The organism is Streptomyces phaeolivaceus (assembly GCF_009184865.1).
Taxonomy (GTDB): domain Bacteria; phylum Actinomycetota; class Actinomycetes; order Streptomycetales; family Streptomycetaceae; genus Streptomyces; species Streptomyces phaeolivaceus.
On sequence record NZ_CP045096.1, the window covers coordinates 791,153 to 808,034 of the forward strand.

Consider the following 16,882-nt stretch of genomic DNA (forward strand, 5'->3'; position numbering starts at 1 on the left):
CGATTATCGATAAGGTGCACATGTCAACCCGGCCACCTCCTTGTCGAGGTGTCGTCGGGCTGCCCTGACGCCTGAACGCACCGCACGAAAAGGGGAGCCGTGGCTCATCTGTTGGTGGTCGAGAGCTGGGTCGGATCGATGAGCAGGCTGCTCCCACGGGCCATCCGGGAGGGCGGACACGAGTTCACGTTCCTCACCCGCGACCTGCACCACTACCTGCGCGCGGCTCCCGAGGGCACATCCCATCCGCTGCTCGGCGCGCGGAACGTCGTCACCGCCGACACCAACGACATCGACGCCCTGCTGCCGGAGGCCGACCGGCTGCACACGGCGTTCGGCTTCGACGGGGTGATCTCGTCGTGCGACTACTACCTGCCGACGGTGGCCCGGATCGCCGGACACCTCGGGCTCCCCGGGCCGGCCCCGAAGGCCGTCGCGAACGCCTGCCGCAAGGACGCCACCCGTCGCGTCCTCGCCGACGCGGACGTGCCCGGCCCCCGGTTCGCCCTCCACGAGGAATGGGCCGACCTCGCCCGCGCCGCCGGGGAGATCGGCTATCCGCTGGTCGTGAAACCCGTCGACCTGTGCGCGGGCATGTACGTACGACGCGTGGACAACGAGACCGAACTCATGGCTGCCGTAAGGGCGTTGGCCGACTTCCCACTGAACGCACGCGGCCAGCGCAGGGTGCCGGCCGTCCTCCTCGAAGAGCTGCTGACCGGGCCCGAGGTGAGCGTCGAGACGGTGTCGTACGCGGGGGCCGTGCATGTGGTGGGGGTGACCGACAAGAGTGTCGGCGGGGCGCCCGCGTTCATCGAGACCGGGCACATGTTCCCCGCCGCGCTGACGGCCGCCGACGCGGATGCCGCCGAGCAGACCGCGCTGGGCGCGCTCAAGGCGCTGGGGCTGACCGACGGCGTCGTGGCCCACACCGAGATCAAGCTGACCCCGGCCGGACCGCGCGTGGTCGAGGTGAACCCCCGGCCCGCCGGGAACCGCATCACCGAACTGGTCCGCCATGTCACCGGCATCGACCTCGCCGCGGCGGCCGTGGAGGTCGCCCTCGGCCGCGCACCCGATCTGCGGCGCCGGGAGACCGGGCTGCGCAGCGCCGCCGTCGGCTTCCTCGTACCCGGGACAACGGGAACCCTCGAAGCGCTGGACGGCGGTCATCTCGCCGACAGGGAGGGCGTGTTGGAGGTGCAGCTCGCCGAGCCCGGACGGCCGGTCAGGGCCGCCGGCAGCAACAACGAGTATCTCGGCCATGTCATGGTCGGCGACCCGGCCGGACCGGGTGCGCGCGAGCGGGTCGAGACCCTGTTGGGCGAACTGCGCTCCGGGCTGGTGATCCGGTGACCGCCCTCGCGCCGGTGACCGTCACGGCCACCACGTACCAGGAACCCGCACCTGAGGAACCCACCCCTGAGGGACTCTCGTACGAGGGCCTGGTGGAGCGCGTTCTCGCGGGTGGACTCGGCCCGGATCCACGGACGTCGCGGATCGCGATGGCGTTCGTGACCCGGCAGGCCGTGCGGCACGACGGGCGGGGCACCGGCTATCGGAACGAGGTGCTGAGCCTGCGGCTCGCCGGTGCCGTGGGGTCCTGCGCGGTGGAGCCCGGCGCCCTGCCGGACGCGGCGATCGACGACTGTGTGGGGGCCGATGTCGCCCGGCTGCTGGAGCATCCGCTGCTCCCGGTACGGGTGGCCGCGCTGGACGCCTATCTGCTGCACGTCGGCCCGCACACTCCGCGGAACGGGGCCCGCCCCTTCCCGCTGTCTGCCGGTACCTCGTTGGAGAAGTCCCGGGCGCGGGCGCGGGCCGTCGTCGAGCTGCTCGATCTGCCGACGGGCGCGACCGTGCTCGTGGTCGGCGTCGTCAACTCCCTGCTGGAGGCACTGCGTTCACGCGGGCTCCGCCCTGTGCCCTGCGATCTCAAGGGCGGGGTCACGGAGTGGGGCGAGGAGGTCGTCACCGACGCGCTCGGGGCGGCCGAACACTGTGACGCGCTGCTGGTCTCCGGGATGACCCTGGGCAACGGCAGCTTCGAGCCGTTGCGGCGGCACGCGCGGGCACACGGCAAGCAGTTGGTGATGTTCGCGCAGACGGGCAGCGCGGTGCTGCCCCGGTTCCTCGGGCACGGGGTGAGCGCGGTGTGCGCGGAGCCGTACCCCTTCTTCTGGCTGGACGCGGGGGCGGGCACGCTGCACCGCTACGGCCTGCCCGGCCGTGGACCGGACGGTGGCCGATGACCGCGTCGACCGCCCTCCGACCCGTCGCCCGGCCGGAGTTGCTCTCCCTGGTCGGGCGGACGCCCCTCGCACGTATCACCGCCGATCTGCCCGGTCCGCAGCCGGGGTTCTGGGCCAAGCTGGAGGGCCTCGCGGCGGGCGGGATGAAGGCGCGGGCCGCCGTCTCCATGCTGCTGGGCGCCCGGGAGCGCGGGGAACTGCGGCCCGGCGCACCCGTGGTGGAGTCCACGTCCGGGACACTGGGCATCGGGCTGGCCTTCGCGGGGCAGGCCCTCGGCCATCCGGTCGTGCTGGTCGGTGACAGTGAACTGGAGCCGTCCATGCGGCAGTTGCTGCGCTCCCACGGCGTACGGCTGGAGCTGGTGGACCGTCCGGCGCCCCGGGGCGGCTGGCAGGCGGCACGGCTGGCGCGGCTGCGGGAGCTGCTGGCCGTGCTGCCGGGGGCGTACTGGCCCGACCAGTACAACAACCCCGACAACACCGCCGGTTACGCCTCGCTCGCCGCCGAACTCGCCGTCCAGCTGGACCACTTGGACGTGCTGGTGTGCAGTGTGGGCACCGGTGGTCACAGCGCGGGCGTCATCGGCCCGCTGCGGCGGCACTGGCCCGCACTGCGGCTGATCGGCGTCGACTCGACCGGCTCGACGATCTTCGGCCAGCCGGCCCGGCCGAGGCTGATGCGCGGCCTGGGCAGCAGCATCCATCCGCGCAATGTGGCCTACGACGCCTTCGACGAGGTGCACTGGGTCGGCCCGGCGGAGGCCGTCGACAGCTGTCGGCGGCTCGCGCGGGGCAGCTTCGTCAGCGGCGGCTGGAGCACCGGAGCGGTCGCGCTCGTCGCCGCCTGGGCGGCCCGCGTCCACCCGGGCGCCGTCGTCGCCACCGTCTTCCCGGACGGCCCGCACCGCTACCTCGGCAGTGTCTACGACGACGACTTCGCCACCGCGCACGGCCTCGACCCGGCCTCCGCCGCCGCCCGGCCCGTGGAGATCCCCCACCCCGGCGCGGCCGAGGCGGTCGGCTGGGTGCGCTGCGGCAGGGTCACCGACCCCCTCAAGGTCCCCCAGGTCCCCCAAGTCCCCCAGGTCCCCCACCAGGTTCCCCCTTCGGAAGAGAGACTGTGAAGGTCACCCGGCGCACCGTACGTCTCGCACTCGCCGAGCCGTTGCGCATCTCCCGCTCCACCATGTCCGCGCGCGACGCGGTGTGGCTGACCGTCGAGCACGACGGGCTCACCGGCCATGGCGAGGCCGTCACCAGCGTCTACTACGGCCTCGACGCCGCCACCCTGGGACGGCGGTTCGCGGCCGTCGCCACGGACCTCGGACGCTTCCGCGACCCGGAGAGCGCCTGGGAGGCCCTGCGGGAAGGCGAGTTGGCGGGCTCCGCGCAGACGCCGCCCGCCGTGACGGCCGCCGTCGGCGCCGCGCTCCTCGACCTCGTCGGCAAGCGGGCGGACAGCCCCGTGCACCGGCTGCTGGGCGCTCCGACCGCCCCGGTGGCGGCGACCGCCCGGACCATCGGCATCACCTCGCCGACACGTGCCGCGGCCGAGGCGCGCCGCCTCGCCGCGAGCGGCTTCGCGATCGTCAAGGTCAAGGCCGGGACACCCGACCCGGAGGACGACATCGAGCGGGTACGGGTCATCCGTGACGCGGCGCCCGGACTGCGGCTGCTCCTGGACCCCAACGGCGCGTGGACACCGGCCCAGGCGGACGCCCTGCTGCCACGCTTCGCGCACCTGGGTGTGGAGGCCGTGGAGCAGCCCCTCGCCCCCGGTGATCCGGAGGCGCTGGCCGCCCTCGCCGCGCGTGCGCCGCTGCCGGTCATCGCCGACGAGGACGCGGTCGGGCTGGAGGACGTACGACGCCTGGCGGGGCGGGTGCACGGGGTCAACGTCAAACTCGCCAAGTGCGGCGGCGTCCAGGCGGCCCTGCGGATCGCCGAGACGATCGAGGGCAGCGGCACCGAGCTGATGCTCGGCTGTCTCACCGCCAGCAGCCTCGGGCTCGCGCCCGCCGTCCACCTCGCCGACCGGGCCCGCTGGGTCGACCTCGACGGGCATCTGCTGCTCGCCGACGACCCGTGGACCGGCATCGGCGGCACCGACGGTTTCGTACGGACGACCGACCTGCCGGGGCTGGGAGTCCGACTCCGCGCGGCCGACGACACGGAGGGGATACGCCGTGCGGACGTGGCATGAGATACGCCGCTTCCCGTTCGCCGTGCGGCTGCTCCTGGTCAATCAGCTCGGCGTCAACATCGGCTTCTACCTTCTGATCCCCTACCTGGCCACCCACCTCACGGAGAACCTGGGTATGTCGGCGGCTGTCGTCGGTGTCGTCCTGGGCGTCCGCAACCTCAGCCAGCAGGGCCTGTTCATCATCGGCGGCTCCGCCTCGGACCGGCTCGGCGCGCGGGGCGTGATCATCGCCGGGTGCGCGCTGCGGACCCTCGGGTTCGGGCTGTTCGCGCTCGGCGACGGGCTGCCGGTGCTGCTGGCCGCGTCCGTGCTGAGCGGGCTCGCCGGGGCACTGTTCAATCCGGCGGTGCGGGCGTATCTGGCACAGGAGGCCGGGGAGCACAAGGCGGAGGCGTTCGCGCTGTTCAACGTCTTCGCGACGACGGGTGCGCTGATCGGGCCCCTGCTGGGCAGTGTGCTGCTGCTCGTGGACTTCCGTACCTCCGCGCTGACCGCCGCCGGGATCTTCGCGGTCCTCACCGTCGCACAGGCCCTCGTGCTGCCCGCGCGGGCGGTCGAACCGAGCGGCGGCGGAGTCCTCGGGGACTGGCGGGAGGTCCTCGGGAACCGGGCGTTCCTGGCGTTCGCGCTCGCCATGGTCGGCATGTTCACCCTGGAGGCCCAGCTGTATCTGCTGCTGCCGGCCGGGGCCCGGGACGCCACCGGCTGGGACGGCGCCGCCGGTCTCGTCTTCCTCGTCGGCACCCTGGCCAACCTCGCGCTGCAACTCCGTCTCACCAAGGCGCTCAAGTCGCGTGGCGACAGGGCCCGTTGGATCGCTCTGGGCCTCGCCGTGACAGCACTGGCGTTCCTGCCACCGGCCGTCGCGACCGGGCTCGGCGCCTCCGGATGGCTCGCCGGCGCGGCCGTCCTGCTGGGCGCGCTGCTCCTCTACCTCGGCCTCATGATCGCCTCACCGTTCGTCATGGAGCTGATCCCCCGCTTCGGCCGGCCCGAGCTGACCGGCACCTACTTCGGGATCTTCTACGTCGTCTCGGGTGCCGCGGCGGCCCTCGGCAACACCCTCGTCGGGTGGGCCATGGACGCCGGGGACCACGGCGGCCACACCTGGCTCCCCTGGGTGTGCTGCGCCCTGTTCGGACTGCTCTCGGCGGCGGGCATCGGCCGGCTCCACCGGCTCGGCGCACTGCCCTCGAACCCTCCGGCGGTCGCCCCCGCCACGGCCGGAGCGGGGCGCGGCGCATGACGCACGGCAACCTCCTCACCGACAACCCGGAGCTGTACGAGGCCCGTTTCCCCGACGCCGAGCGGCTGGCCGGGCGCTGGGCCGAGGACTGTCTGCGGCGCCACGGTGCCGGGCCCCGGGTCCTGGACATGGGCTGCGGCACCGGCCGCGACGCCGCCCATCTGCACGACGCCGGCCGTACGGTGACCGGCGCGGACCTCTCCGAGGCGATGCTCGCCCACGCCGGGCAGCGGCACCCCGGGCCGACGTACGTACGGGCGGACCTGCACGGCTTCGACCTGGGCCGGGCGGCGTTCGACGCGGTCGTGTGCCTGGACAGCTCCCTGCTGTACTGCCACACCAACGCCCAGCTCGACGGCTTCCTCACCTCCTGCCGTCAAGCCCTCGCACCCGGTGGGCTGTTGGTGGCGGAGATGCGCAACGGCGCCTATTTCCTGGGCCGTTCCGACCTCCTCGACACCCCGACCGTCAACGCCTTCACCTGGCAGGGCACCGCCCACCGGTCCACCACCACCCTCACCGTCGACCGCACCGCCCAACTCCTGCGCCGTACACGGGTCTGGACGTCGGACGACGGCACCACGCCCGTCGAACAGCGGTCCGCCTGGCGGCTGTTGTTCCCGCTGGAGCTGCGGCACGTCCTCACCACGCACGGCTTCGAGGTACTCGAACTGCACGACGGTCCGGGGCCGCGCACCGAACCGCTGTGGAGGGAGGGGCAGTTGCCCCGCCTCTCGACGGACGCGGACCGGCTGCACGTCGTCGCGCGACTCACCTCCGCCCGCTGACCCCTCCCCCCTTCACCCAAGGAACCCTCATGCACGAAGAACTCTTCCCCGGTCTGCGCCGACGCGGCTTCCTCGCCGCCACGGGCGCCGCCTCGCTCGGCGCCCTCGCCCTGACGGGATGCGGCGGGAGCGGCGGCACGGACAGCGCAGCGGACGGCGGCGACGGCACACCGAAGCGCGGCGGACGGCTGCGGGCCGCGTTCGCGGGCGGCGGCGCCAGCGAGACCCTCGACCCGCATCTGGCCAGTCTGTTCGCCGATGTCGCCAGAGCCAAGGCGCTGTACGACAAGCTCGCCGACTACGGCGCCGACCTGTCCGCACAGCCCCGGCTGGCCGCGAAGTGGGAGTCGAACAAGGCCCTGGACCGCTGGCAGGTCACCCTGCGCGAAGCCACCTTCCACGACGGCAGGCCCGTCACCGCGAAGGACGTGCTGTACAGCTACCGCCGGATCGCCGACCCGGAGAAGGCGTTCCGGGCGAAGGCGTCGCTCGAGCCCATCGACCTCGACGCGAGCCGGGCCACCGGGGAGCGCGGCATCGAGTTCGTGCTGAAGCGGCCGACCGCCGAATTCCCCAATGTGCTGGCCGCGTTCGGAGCGTACATCGTGCCGGAGAACGCGGGGAAGGACGACGCCGCCGACTTCGACACCAAGCCGATCGGCTCCGGACCCTTCCGTTTCGTGTCCTTCTCCCCCGGCCGCTCCGCCGTCTTCCGCCGCTTCGACGCCTACTGGGAGGGCGCCGCGCGTCTCGACGAACTCGAGATCGTGGTCGCGGGCGAGGAGTCGGCCCGTGTCAACGCGCTCCTCGGCGGCCAGGTCGAGTACGCCCACGAGCTGAACCCCACCACCGCCCGCGCCCACGAGGGCAAGGGGCAGATCGAGATCGTCCGGCTCCGCAACAGCGCCATGCAGGCGTTCTGCATGAAGACCGACCGTGCGCCCTTCGACGACAAGCGGGTGCGGGAGGCGTTCTTCCTGATCGCCGACCGTCAGGAACTCGTCGACGGGGCGCTCTCCGGGGCGGGCGTGATCGGCAACGACCTGTTCGGCAAGGGCTACGAGTACTACGCGGCCGACCTCCCCCAGCGCGAGCAGGACCTCGACCGGGCACGGGCCCTCCTCAAGCAGGCCGGTGCCGAGAAGCTCAAGGTCACGCTGGACACCTCGGCCGTGGCCGCCGGGTTCACCGAGGCCGCCAGCATCTTCAAGGACCAGGCCGCCAAGGCGGGCGTCACGATCGATGTGCGGATGGGCAGCAAGGACTCCTACTGGAGCGACATCCTCGACTCCGGCACCCTCTCCTGCTACCGCTCCGGCGCCATGCCCATCGAGGCACACCTCTCGCAGCGGCTGCTCACCGACTCCACCACCAACGCCACCCAGTGGCGGCACAAGGACTTCGACGCGCTGTACCGGCAGGCGCAGTCCACCCGCGACAAGACGGAACGGGCCGCCGTCTACGGGCGGATGCAGCGCCGGCTGTACGCCGAGGGCGGCTTCCTGATCTGGGGGTTCGCCGACTGGATCATCGGAACGGCCAAGACCGTCAAGGGAGTTGAGGCGAAGGCTCCCGCCAACACACTCGACTGGGCACGCTTCGACAAGGTGTGGCTCGGGTGAGCGGAGCCAGTCTGCGTGCCTTCGTCGTCCGGCGGCTGCTTCTCGGTGTCGCGCAGACCGTGGCCGTCGTGCTGCTGGTCTTCGCGCTCACCGAGGCGCTGCCGGGCGACGCGGCGGTCGCCCTGGCCGGCGACCAGCCGGACCCGGAGCGGATCGCCGCCATCCGTGAGGCGATGCGTCTCGACCGGCCGGTGCACGAGCGGCTGGCCGACTGGGCGTTCGGCCTGGCGCACGGCGACTTCGGGACCTCGCTGACCTCCGGCCGCCCGGTCGCCGGGTACCTCGCCGACGGCTTCGGCCCGACCCTGCTGCTGGCCGCGCTCACCGTGGCCCTGCTCGTGCCGATCGGCTTCGGCCTCGGCGTACTGGCCGCCCGGCACGAGGGCGGCCCCGTCGACCGGCTGATCAGCTCCGTCACGCTCGCCGTGTACGCGGTCCCCGAGTTCGCCCTCGGGGTGCTGCTGGTGACCGTGTTCGCGCTGAAGCTGGCCTGGCTGCCGCCGACCGCGCTGGGCTACGGCACCGATCTGCTCGCCCACCCGGCGGCGCTCGTGCTGCCCGTGCTCGTCCTGCTCGCCCGGCCGGTCTGCTCCCTGGTCCGGCTGGTCCGGGCCGGCATGGTCGACGCCCTCGCCTCCCCGTACGCCGCCCATGCCCGCCGGTACGGCGTCCCTGGCGTCCGGGTCCGGTACGCCCACGCCCTGCCCAACGCCCTCGCCCCCGCCGCCCAGCAACTCGCCCGTACCGTCGACTGGTTGCTGTGCGGAGTCATCGTCGTGGAGGCCCTCTTCGTGATCCCCGGACTCGGCACCGTCCTGCTCAACGCCGTCGCCGAACGCGATGTCCCGGTGGTCCAGGGCCTGGCCGTCGTCTTCGGCGTCCTGACCGTCGTCCTCAACCTGGGCGCGGACGTGGTCGCCCGGCGGCTGGCACCCCGGGCGGGGGTGGCGGCGTGACGACGCGGGCGCCGACCACGTCGGGCACCCCGGGCACCCCGGGCACCGCGCGGGAACCCGGCGCACCGGCCGCCGCGTCGGGGTCCCGTCGGCGTACGGGCCGCTTCGCGCTGGGCGTCGCGATCATCGCCGTACCTCTTCTCCTCGCCCTCCTCGGACCGGTGTTCGCCGGGGAGCCGGGGGCGCGGGCCGCGTCGTTCGCGCTCGGCGACGGGCACTGGCTCGGTACGGACTTCGTGGGCCGGGACGTGTGGCTGCAGGTGCTGCACGGCGGTCGGCCGGTCGTACTGACCGCGCTCGGTGCCGGGTTGCTGGCCTATCTCGTCGCACTGCCGGTCGGACTCGTCGCCGCGCTGACCCGTCGGCGATGGCTGGAGGAGTCGCTGATGCGGCCACTGGACGTCCTGATCGCGATCCCGTCGCTGTTGCTGATCCTGCTGGTCGCCTCCGTGTTCACGCCCGGAGCCGTCGGCCTGGCCCTGCTCGTCGCGCTGGTCAATGTGCCGGACGCGGCCCGTCTCGTGCGCGCCGCCGCCACGGAGGCCGCCGCCCGGCCGGTCGTCGAGGCGCTCCGGCTCCAGGGCGAGAGCTGGTGGCGCACGGCCGTCGGCTGTGTCGGCCGCGCCATCCTGCGCACGCTCGGCGCCGACGCCGGCACCCGGCTGACCGGGGTGCTGTATCTGGTCGCCACGGCCGCGTTCCTCGGTGTCGGGGTGGACCCGGACGCCGCCGACTGGGCGGTGATGGTCGACCGCAACCGCACCGGTCTGTTCGTACAGCCATGGGCGGTGGTGGTGCCCGCCCTGCTGATCGTGGCGCTGACCACGGGGACCAATCTGCTCTTCGACGCCGCGCTGGAGCGGCCCGGCCGCCGCCGGGGACGGAAGGAACGACACGCGTGAAGCGGTACGACCACGAAGGCGGCCGGTCCGCCTCGGCACCGTCCGTCCCGGCACCGCCCGCCTCGGCGCCGCTGGTCGAGGTCACGGATCTGCGGGTCGAGGTGGGCGGCCGGGCGATCGTCGACGGGGTGAGTCTGCGGGTGCCGCCCGGCCGGGTCACCGCGCTGGTGGGTGCCTCCGGCAGCGGGAAGACCACCACCGGGCTGGCACTGCTCGGCGAGTTCCCGGCGGGCGCGCACGTCACCGGTGAGGTGCGGGTGGCGGCCGGCGGTCTCGTCGGATACGTCCCGCAGCATCCTGCGGCCGTCCTCAACCCGGCCCGCAGGATCAGCGCCCTGCTGACCGACATCGCCCGTACCCAGGTACGCGATCTGCCGCGCGGCAGCCGCCGGGCGACCGCCCGCGCACGCGTGCTCCAGGCCCTGGCCGACGCCCGACTCCCCGACGCCGAACAGCTGTTGCGCCGCTACCCGCACCAGCTCTCCGGCGGCCAGCAGCAGCGTGTCGTGCTCGCCCAGGCCCTGCTGCTCGGCGCCCGGGTCGTGGTCGCCGACGAACCCACCACCGGACAGGACGCGTTGACCAAACGCCTCGTCGTCGAGCAGCTGGCGGCGGTCGCGGCGCGCGGCATCGCGGTCGTCCTGCTCAGCCACGACCTCGACGTGGTCCGCGCCCTCGCCGACGAGGTGCATGTCATGCGAGCGGGGCGGGTCGTGGAGTCGGGGCCGGTGGAACGGGTGTGGTCGGAGCCCCGCCACGAGTGGACCCGCCGACTCCTCGCCGCGCCGACGACGGACCCGGGCGACCGGCACGGACCCGAGACCGACCGAGCCGTACGACCGGTACTGAGCGTCCGCGCCCTCACCGCCCGCCACCGCGACGGCCCACGCGGCCCGACCGGCACGACCGGCACGACCGGCACGACCGGCACGACCGGCACGACCACAGCCGTACACGCACCAGAACTCTCCCTCTACTCGGGCGAGTTGCTGGCACTCGTCGGCCGCTCGGGCAGTGGCAAGACCACTCTCGCCCGTTGTCTCGCCGGGCTCCACCGCGACCACGACGGCGAGATCCTGCTCGACGGCACTCCCCTGCCGCGCAGCCTGCGGGACCGTGGCCGGGGGCAGTTGGCGGCGGTGCAGTACGTCTTCCAGGACGCCCGCGCCGCCTTCGACGAGCACCGCCCGGTCCTCCACCAGGTCGCCCGCACGGCGGTCCGGCTGCGCGGAGTGGACGCGGCTGCCGCCGAGGCCGAGGCCCTGACCACCCTGACCCGCCTGGGCCTGCCGCCGGATGTGGTGGGCCGCCGCCCCACCGGGCTCTCCGGCGGCGAACTCCAGCGCGCCGCCCTGGCCCGCGCCCTCCTCGCCCACCCGCGCGTCCTGATCTGCGACGAGATCACCTCGGGCCTCGACACGGTCACCCGACGCGGCATCCTCGACGTCCTCACGGGCCTGCTCGGCGGCGACACGGGCCCCGGACCGGCCCTTCTGCTGATCACGCACGACCTGGAGACCGCCGCCGTCGCCGATCGCGTCGCGGTCATGGACGCGGGCGAGATCGTCGAGCAGGGGCCCGCCCGGCAGCTCCTCACCAGTCCACGGCACCCCTTCACGGCCTCGCTCGTCGCCACACGCAGTAACTTCGCCGAGCGCTCGTAGTTCAAGAGGACAAGTCGCGAGTCGAAGTGAAGTGAAGGGTTGGCCTATGGGTACGGGCAAGGGCAGGTTCGGCGTCGTGGTGGCGGCGGCCCTGGCGGTGGTCCTCACCGGCTGCGGCGGGGCCGGGGACGGCGATCACAACGACGACGGCTCGGGAGCGAGGCCGCAGCCGTCGTCCGCGACCCGCACCCCGTCCGGAGCGAGGGCAACGGGCGAGGGCGGAGGTGACGGCACGCGCACAGGGCCGTCCGAGACGGATCCGCCCACCCCGCCCAAGCCCTCCCCCACCCGCACCGACCGCACCGAACCCGACTCGGGCACCGCCCCCGACACAGCCGCGTGCTTCGACGGGCGCTGCCGGCTCACCGTGTCCAAGCCCCTGTCCATCGACGTCGACAGCCGGTTCGGCGTCGGGGAGCTGCGCGTCACGAAGGTCACGGACGACACCGTGGTGCTCCAGTCCTCGGGCGCCGGAACGTTCCTCAGCTCCTCGCTCGGTGAGGGCGGCACCGGCGGCCTGAACGGCCTCGGCTTCCGCGTAGAGTCCCTCGAAGGCGGCACGGCGGTGCTGGAGTTCTTCCCCCGCGCCTGAGCGACCGCCCGAGTGACCGGGTGCCGAGTGCGCGGGGAGGCAGGGCGGATGAGCGTCGTCGTACGGGAGCAGCGGCTGGCCGGGCTGCGCTGGCTCGTGGTGTCCGGGCCCCGGCGGGAGGCGTTCCGGGCGCTCGGCGAGAGCGCGCGGGCGGACATCGGGGTCGTACGGGAGACGATGCCGGAGCGGGAGGCGCTGCGCCGCCGGGTCCGTACCGAGGAGGGCGCCGCCCTGCTGGACCGGGTGCTTCGGGCCACACGGGAGCGACACCCTTGGGAACTGGCCGAGTTGGAGGCGCTGGCCGAGGGCGCGGGGGTCCCCTTCGACGATCTGCTCCTCGCCAATCTCCGGGGCGACCTGGGCACCGATGACGGCACCGGCTGCTCCGACCTGATCTGGCGGGGCGAGCACTCCTTCGTCGCCCACAACGAGGACGGCGCGCCCACGCTCGACGGGCGGCTGACGCTGCTCACGCTGGTGCTGGACGGTCTCGTGCCGGTGACGGTCCAGTGGTATCCGGGGTTCGTGCCGGCGAACGCGTTCACGGCCACCGGGCACGGCCTGGTCTGGGGCATCAACCACCTCCAGGTGGCCCGTCCGGCGGCCGGTGGCGCCGGACGCCATTTCGTCGCCCGTGCCATGCAGCAGGTCCCGACCCTGGACACCGCCCTGGAGCATCTGCGCACGCACCCCGGCGCGGGCGGCTTCTCGTACGCGATCGGGGAGCGCGCCACCGGCCGGGTCGTGGTGGCGGAGGCGGCGGGCGGCCGGACCGCCGTCGTGGAGGCCACCCCCGCCGAGCCGCTGCACTGGCACACGAACCATCTGCGCCATCTGCCCGACCCCCTGGAGCCGGCCGGGCCGGGGGCGTCCGCCGACTCCCTCGGCCGGTACGAGGAGAGCGTCGCCCGGGGCCGCGCGCTGGACTCCCTGCGCACCGGGGGCCGGGAACCGGAACCCTCGGGCGCCTGGTTCCTGGACGCCCTGACCGGTGCCCCGCTCCCCCACGGCGTCCATCGCACGGCCGCGGACGGCGATCCGCTGATGACCCTGGGCACGGCGGTGGCCGATCTGACCGCCGACCGCGTCCTCGTGCGCGGCCCCCGGGGCGACACCGCCGAACTGCCGCTGTCCGACTTCGTACGAGGTGTCGCGCCCGGGGCCCAGGGCCTGTCCGCCGAGCGTGTGCGGGTCAGACGATCTCGACGAGGAGGTCGCCGCCCTCCACCTGCTGGATCTTGTTGATGGCGAGGCGCGAGACCCGGCCGGCCTTCGGGACGGTGATGGTGGCCTCCATCTTCATGGCCTCGATGGTGGCGACCGTGGCACCCGCCGCGACCTCGTCGCCCTCGGCGACCGCGAGGGTGACCACGCCGGCGAACGGGGCGGCGACATGGCCGGGGTTGGAGCGGTCGGCCTTCTCGGTGACGGGGATGTCGGAGGAGGCGGCCTTGTCACGGATCTGGATGGGGCGGAGCTGCCCGTTGAGGGTGGACATGACCGTGCGCATGCCGCGTTCGTCGGCCTCGCCGACCGCCTCCAGACCGATGAGGAGCCGCACCCCGGGCTCCAGGTCGACGGCGTACTCCTTGCCGGGGCCGAGGCCGTAGAAGAAGTCCTTGCTGTCGAGGACGCTGGTGTCGCCGTAGGTCTGGCGGTGGGTCTCGAACTCGCGGGTCGGGCCGGGGAACAGGAGCCGGTTGAGGGTGGCGCGGCGGTCCTTCTCCAGTCCGGAGCGGTCCTCGGTGTTCAGGTCCCGCACGGGCTTGGCGTCGGCGCGGCCCTGGAGGGCCTTGCTGCGGAACGGCTCGGGCCAGCCGCCGGGCGGGGTGCCCAACTCGCCGCGCAGGAAGCCGATCACGGAGTCGGGGATGTCGAACCGGTCGGGCGTGGCCTCGAAGTCGGCGGGGGTGACTCCGGCGCCGACGAGGTGCAGGGCGAGGTCGCCGACCACCTTGGAGGACGGGGTGACCTTCACCAGGTGGCCGAGGATGCGGTCGGCGGCGGTGTACATCGCCTCGATGTCCTCGAAGCGGTCGCCGAGGCCGAGCGCGACGGCCTGGGTGCGCAGGTTGGAGAGCTGGCCGCCGGGGATCTCGTGGTCGTAGACGCGGCCGGTCGGGGAGGCGAGGCCCGCCTCGAAGGGGGCGTAGATGCGGCGGACGCTCTCCCAGTAGGGCTCCAGGTCGCCGACGGCCCGCAGGTCCAGTCCCGTGGGCCGGTCGGAGTAGTCCGTCGCGGCCACGATCGCCGACAGGGACGGCTGCGAGGTGGTGCCCGCCATGGAGGCCACGGCCCCGTCGACGGCGTCGGCGCCGGCCTGGATCGCGGCGAGATAGGTGGCGAGCTGGCCGCCCGCCGTGTCGTGGGTGTGGATGTGCACCGGCAGGTCGAACTCGCGGCGCAGCGCGGTGACGAGCTTGGTGGCGGCGGGGGCGCGCAGCAGGCCCGCCATGTCCTTGACGGCCAGGACGTGGGCGCCCGCCTCGACGATCTGTTCGGCCAGCCGGAGGTAGTAGTCGAGGGTGTAGAGCTGCTCGCCCGGGTCGGACAGGTCGGAGGTGTAGCAGAGGGCGACCTCGGCGACGGCCGTTCCGGTGGCGCGTACGGCGTCGATGGCGGGCCGCATCTGGCCCACGTCGTTGAGCGCGTCGAAGATCCGGAAGATGTCGATGCCGGTCTCGGTGGCCTCCTGCACGAAGGCGTCGGTCACCTCGGTCGGGTACGGCGTGTAGCCGACCGTGTTGCGGCCGCGCAGCAGCATCTGGAGGCAGATGTTCGGGGCGGCGGCCCGGAAGGCGGCCAGCCGCTCCCAGGGGTCCTCGGCGAGGAAGCGCAGGGCGACGTCGTAGGTGGCGCCGCCCCAGCACTCCAGGGAGAGCAGCTGCGGCAGCGTCCGGGCGACCACGGGGGCGACGGCGAGCATGTCCTTCGTACGGACCCGGGTGGCCAGCAGCGACTGGTGGGCGTCGCGGAACGTGGTGTCCGTGACGCCGATGGTCGGGGACTCGCGCAGCCAGCGGGCGAAGCCCTCCGGGCCCAGTTCGACGAGCTTCTGCTTGGAGCCGGCCGGGGGTTCGGCGACGGTGGGCCGCGGCAGCTTGGTGGACGGGTCGATCAGGGCGGGGCGCTCACCGTGCGGCTTGTTGACCGTGACGTCGGCCAGGTAGGTGAGCAGCTTGGTGCCCCGGTCGGCGGAGTGCCGGGAGGTCAGCAGATGCGGGCGCTGCTCGATGAAGGAGGTGGTGACGTTGCCGGACTGGAAGTCGGGGTCGTCGAGGACCGCCTGGAGGAACGGGATGTTCGTGGAGACGCCCCGGATGCGGAACTCGGCGACCGCGCGCCGGGCCCGGTTGACGGCGGTGGTGAAGTCCCGTCCCCGGCAGGTCAGTTTGACCAGCATGGAGTCGAAGTGGGCGCTGATCTCCGTACCGGCGTGGGTGGTGCCGCCGTCGAGGCGGATACCGGAGCCGCCGGGCGAGCGGTAGGCGCTGATCCGGCCGGTGTCGGGGCGGAAGCCGTTGGCCGGGTCCTCGGTGGTGATACGGCACTGCAGGGCGGCGCCGCGCAGGGTGACGGTGTCCTGGGAGAGGCCGAGGTCGGCGAGGGTGGCCCCGGCGGCGATCCGCAGCTGGGACTGGACGAGGTCGACGTCGGTGACCTCCTCGGTGACCGTGTGCTCGACCTGGATCCGGGGGTTCATCTCGATGAAGACATGGTTGCCGTCGCGGTCGAGGAGGAACTCGACGGTGCCCGCGTTGCGGTAGCCGATCTCGCGGGCGAAGCGGACGGCGTCGGCGCAGATCCGGTCGCGCAGGACCGGGTCGAGGTTCGGGGCCGGGGCCAGCTCGATGACCTTCTGGTGGCGGCGCTGCACCGAACAGTCGCGTTCGAAGAGGTGGATGACATCGCCGTGGCCGTCGGCGAGGATCTGCACCTCGATGTGGCGGGGCTCGACGACGGCCTTCTCCAGGAAGACGGTCGGGTCGCCGAACGCGGAGGCGGCCTCGCGGGACGCGGCCTCGATGGACTCGCGCAGCGTGGCCGGGTCCTCGACGCGGCGCATCCCGCGCCCGCCGCCGCCCGCGACGGCCTTCACGAAGACGGGGAAGCCGATCTCGTCGGCGGCGCGGACCAGTTCGTCCACGTCCGTGGAGGGCTCGGAGGAGCCGAGGACGGGGACGCCCGCGGCGCGGGCGGCGGCGACCGCGCGCGCCTTGTTGCCGGTCAGCTCCAGGATGTGGGCGCTGGGGCCGACGAAGGTGATGCCGGCCTCCTCGCACGCGCGCGCCAGCTCGGGGTTCTCGGAGAGGAAGCCGTAGCCCGGGTAGACGGCGTCGGCGCCCGCCAGCCGGGCGGCGCGGATGATCTCCTCGACCGAGAGATACGCCCGCACGGGGTGTCCCGGTTCGCCGATCTCGTAGGCCTCGTCGGCCTTGAGCCGGTGCAGCGAGTTGCGGTCCTCGTGGGGGAAGACGGCGACCGTCCGCGCACCCACTTCGTAGCCTGCGCGGAACGCGCGGATCGCGATCTCGCCACGGTTGGCGACCAGTACCTTGCGGAGCATCTCTGATCCCTTCGAGCTGCCATGAGGACACCATGGTCCCGGCCATGATGCCGTCGCACCACAGGAATCGTGTCACTCAGTGCCATGTGA

13 protein-coding genes are annotated in these 16,882 nt (G+C 73.3%); 12 read left to right on the forward strand and 1 reads right to left on the reverse strand.

The window, feature by feature from the left end; all coding sequences use genetic code 11:
- Positions 1–99 precede the first annotated feature (99 nt).
- From F9278_RS03950 to F9278_RS04005, 12 genes are all read left to right on the forward strand, one after another.
- Positions 100–1,356, forward strand: a complete 1,257-nt coding sequence (locus tag F9278_RS03950) for an ATP-grasp domain-containing protein (RefSeq protein WP_193241359.1) — start codon at positions 100–102, stop codon at positions 1,354–1,356.
- Complete coding sequence (locus F9278_RS03955) at positions 1,353–2,252, forward strand: Rossmann-like domain-containing protein (protein WP_404818853.1); 900 nt, start codon at positions 1,353–1,355, stop codon at positions 2,250–2,252. The genes F9278_RS03950 and F9278_RS03955 overlap by 4 nt, the downstream gene beginning before the upstream one ends.
- On the forward strand, positions 2,249–3,376 hold the full coding sequence (locus tag F9278_RS03960) for a PLP-dependent cysteine synthase family protein (RefSeq protein ID WP_152167015.1): 1,128 nt from the start codon (positions 2,249–2,251) through the stop codon (positions 3,374–3,376). The genes F9278_RS03955 and F9278_RS03960 overlap by 4 nt, the downstream gene beginning before the upstream one ends.
- A complete protein-coding gene (locus tag F9278_RS03965; RefSeq protein ID WP_152167016.1) occupies positions 3,373–4,455 on the forward strand; it encodes an enolase C-terminal domain-like protein in 1,083 nt (360 codons plus the stop codon). Before F9278_RS03960 ends, F9278_RS03965 begins: the two co-directional genes overlap by 4 nt.
- Positions 4,439–5,701, forward strand: a complete 1,263-nt coding sequence (locus F9278_RS03970) for an MFS transporter (RefSeq protein WP_152167017.1) — start codon at positions 4,439–4,441, stop codon at positions 5,699–5,701. The genes F9278_RS03965 and F9278_RS03970 overlap by 17 nt, the downstream gene beginning before the upstream one ends.
- Positions 5,698–6,489, forward strand: a complete 792-nt coding sequence (locus F9278_RS03975; RefSeq protein ID WP_152167018.1) for a class I SAM-dependent DNA methyltransferase — start codon at positions 5,698–5,700, stop codon at positions 6,487–6,489. Before F9278_RS03970 ends, F9278_RS03975 begins: the two co-directional genes overlap by 4 nt.
- Before the next feature lie 29 nt (positions 6,490–6,518).
- On the forward strand, positions 6,519–8,111 hold the full coding sequence (locus F9278_RS03980; protein WP_152167019.1) for an ABC transporter substrate-binding protein: 1,593 nt from the start codon (positions 6,519–6,521) through the stop codon (positions 8,109–8,111).
- Entirely contained in the window at positions 8,108–9,067 is a 960-nt protein-coding gene (locus tag F9278_RS03985) for an ABC transporter permease (protein ID WP_152167020.1), read from the forward strand. The genes F9278_RS03980 and F9278_RS03985 overlap by 4 nt, the downstream gene beginning before the upstream one ends.
- Before the next feature lie 110 nt (positions 9,068–9,177).
- A complete protein-coding gene (locus tag F9278_RS03990) occupies positions 9,178–9,969 on the forward strand; it encodes an ABC transporter permease (protein WP_152173683.1) in 792 nt (263 codons plus the stop codon).
- The gene (locus F9278_RS03995) at positions 9,966–11,633 is read left to right on the forward strand and encodes an ABC transporter ATP-binding protein (RefSeq protein WP_226966622.1); all 1,668 of its coding nucleotides are present in this window, start codon (positions 9,966–9,968) and stop codon (positions 11,631–11,633) included. Before F9278_RS03990 ends, F9278_RS03995 begins: the two co-directional genes overlap by 4 nt.
- A 46-nt stretch (positions 11,634–11,679) precedes the next feature.
- Entirely contained in the window at positions 11,680–12,225 is a 546-nt protein-coding gene (locus tag F9278_RS04000) for a hypothetical protein (RefSeq protein WP_152167021.1), read from the forward strand.
- Positions 12,226–12,273: 48 nt separating this feature from the next.
- Positions 12,274–13,470, forward strand: a complete 1,197-nt coding sequence (locus F9278_RS04005) for a C45 family autoproteolytic acyltransferase/hydolase (protein ID WP_152167022.1) — start codon at positions 12,274–12,276, stop codon at positions 13,468–13,470.
- Here F9278_RS04005 and F9278_RS04010 read toward each other — a convergent pair.
- Positions 13,418–16,792 (reverse strand): pyruvate carboxylase, encoded by a 3,375-nt coding sequence (locus tag F9278_RS04010; protein ID WP_152167023.1) that lies wholly within the window; start codon positions 16,790–16,792, stop codon positions 13,418–13,420. The two genes, F9278_RS04005 and F9278_RS04010, sit on opposite strands and share 53 nt — an antisense overlap.
- Between the last annotated feature and the right edge of the window lie 90 nt (positions 16,793–16,882).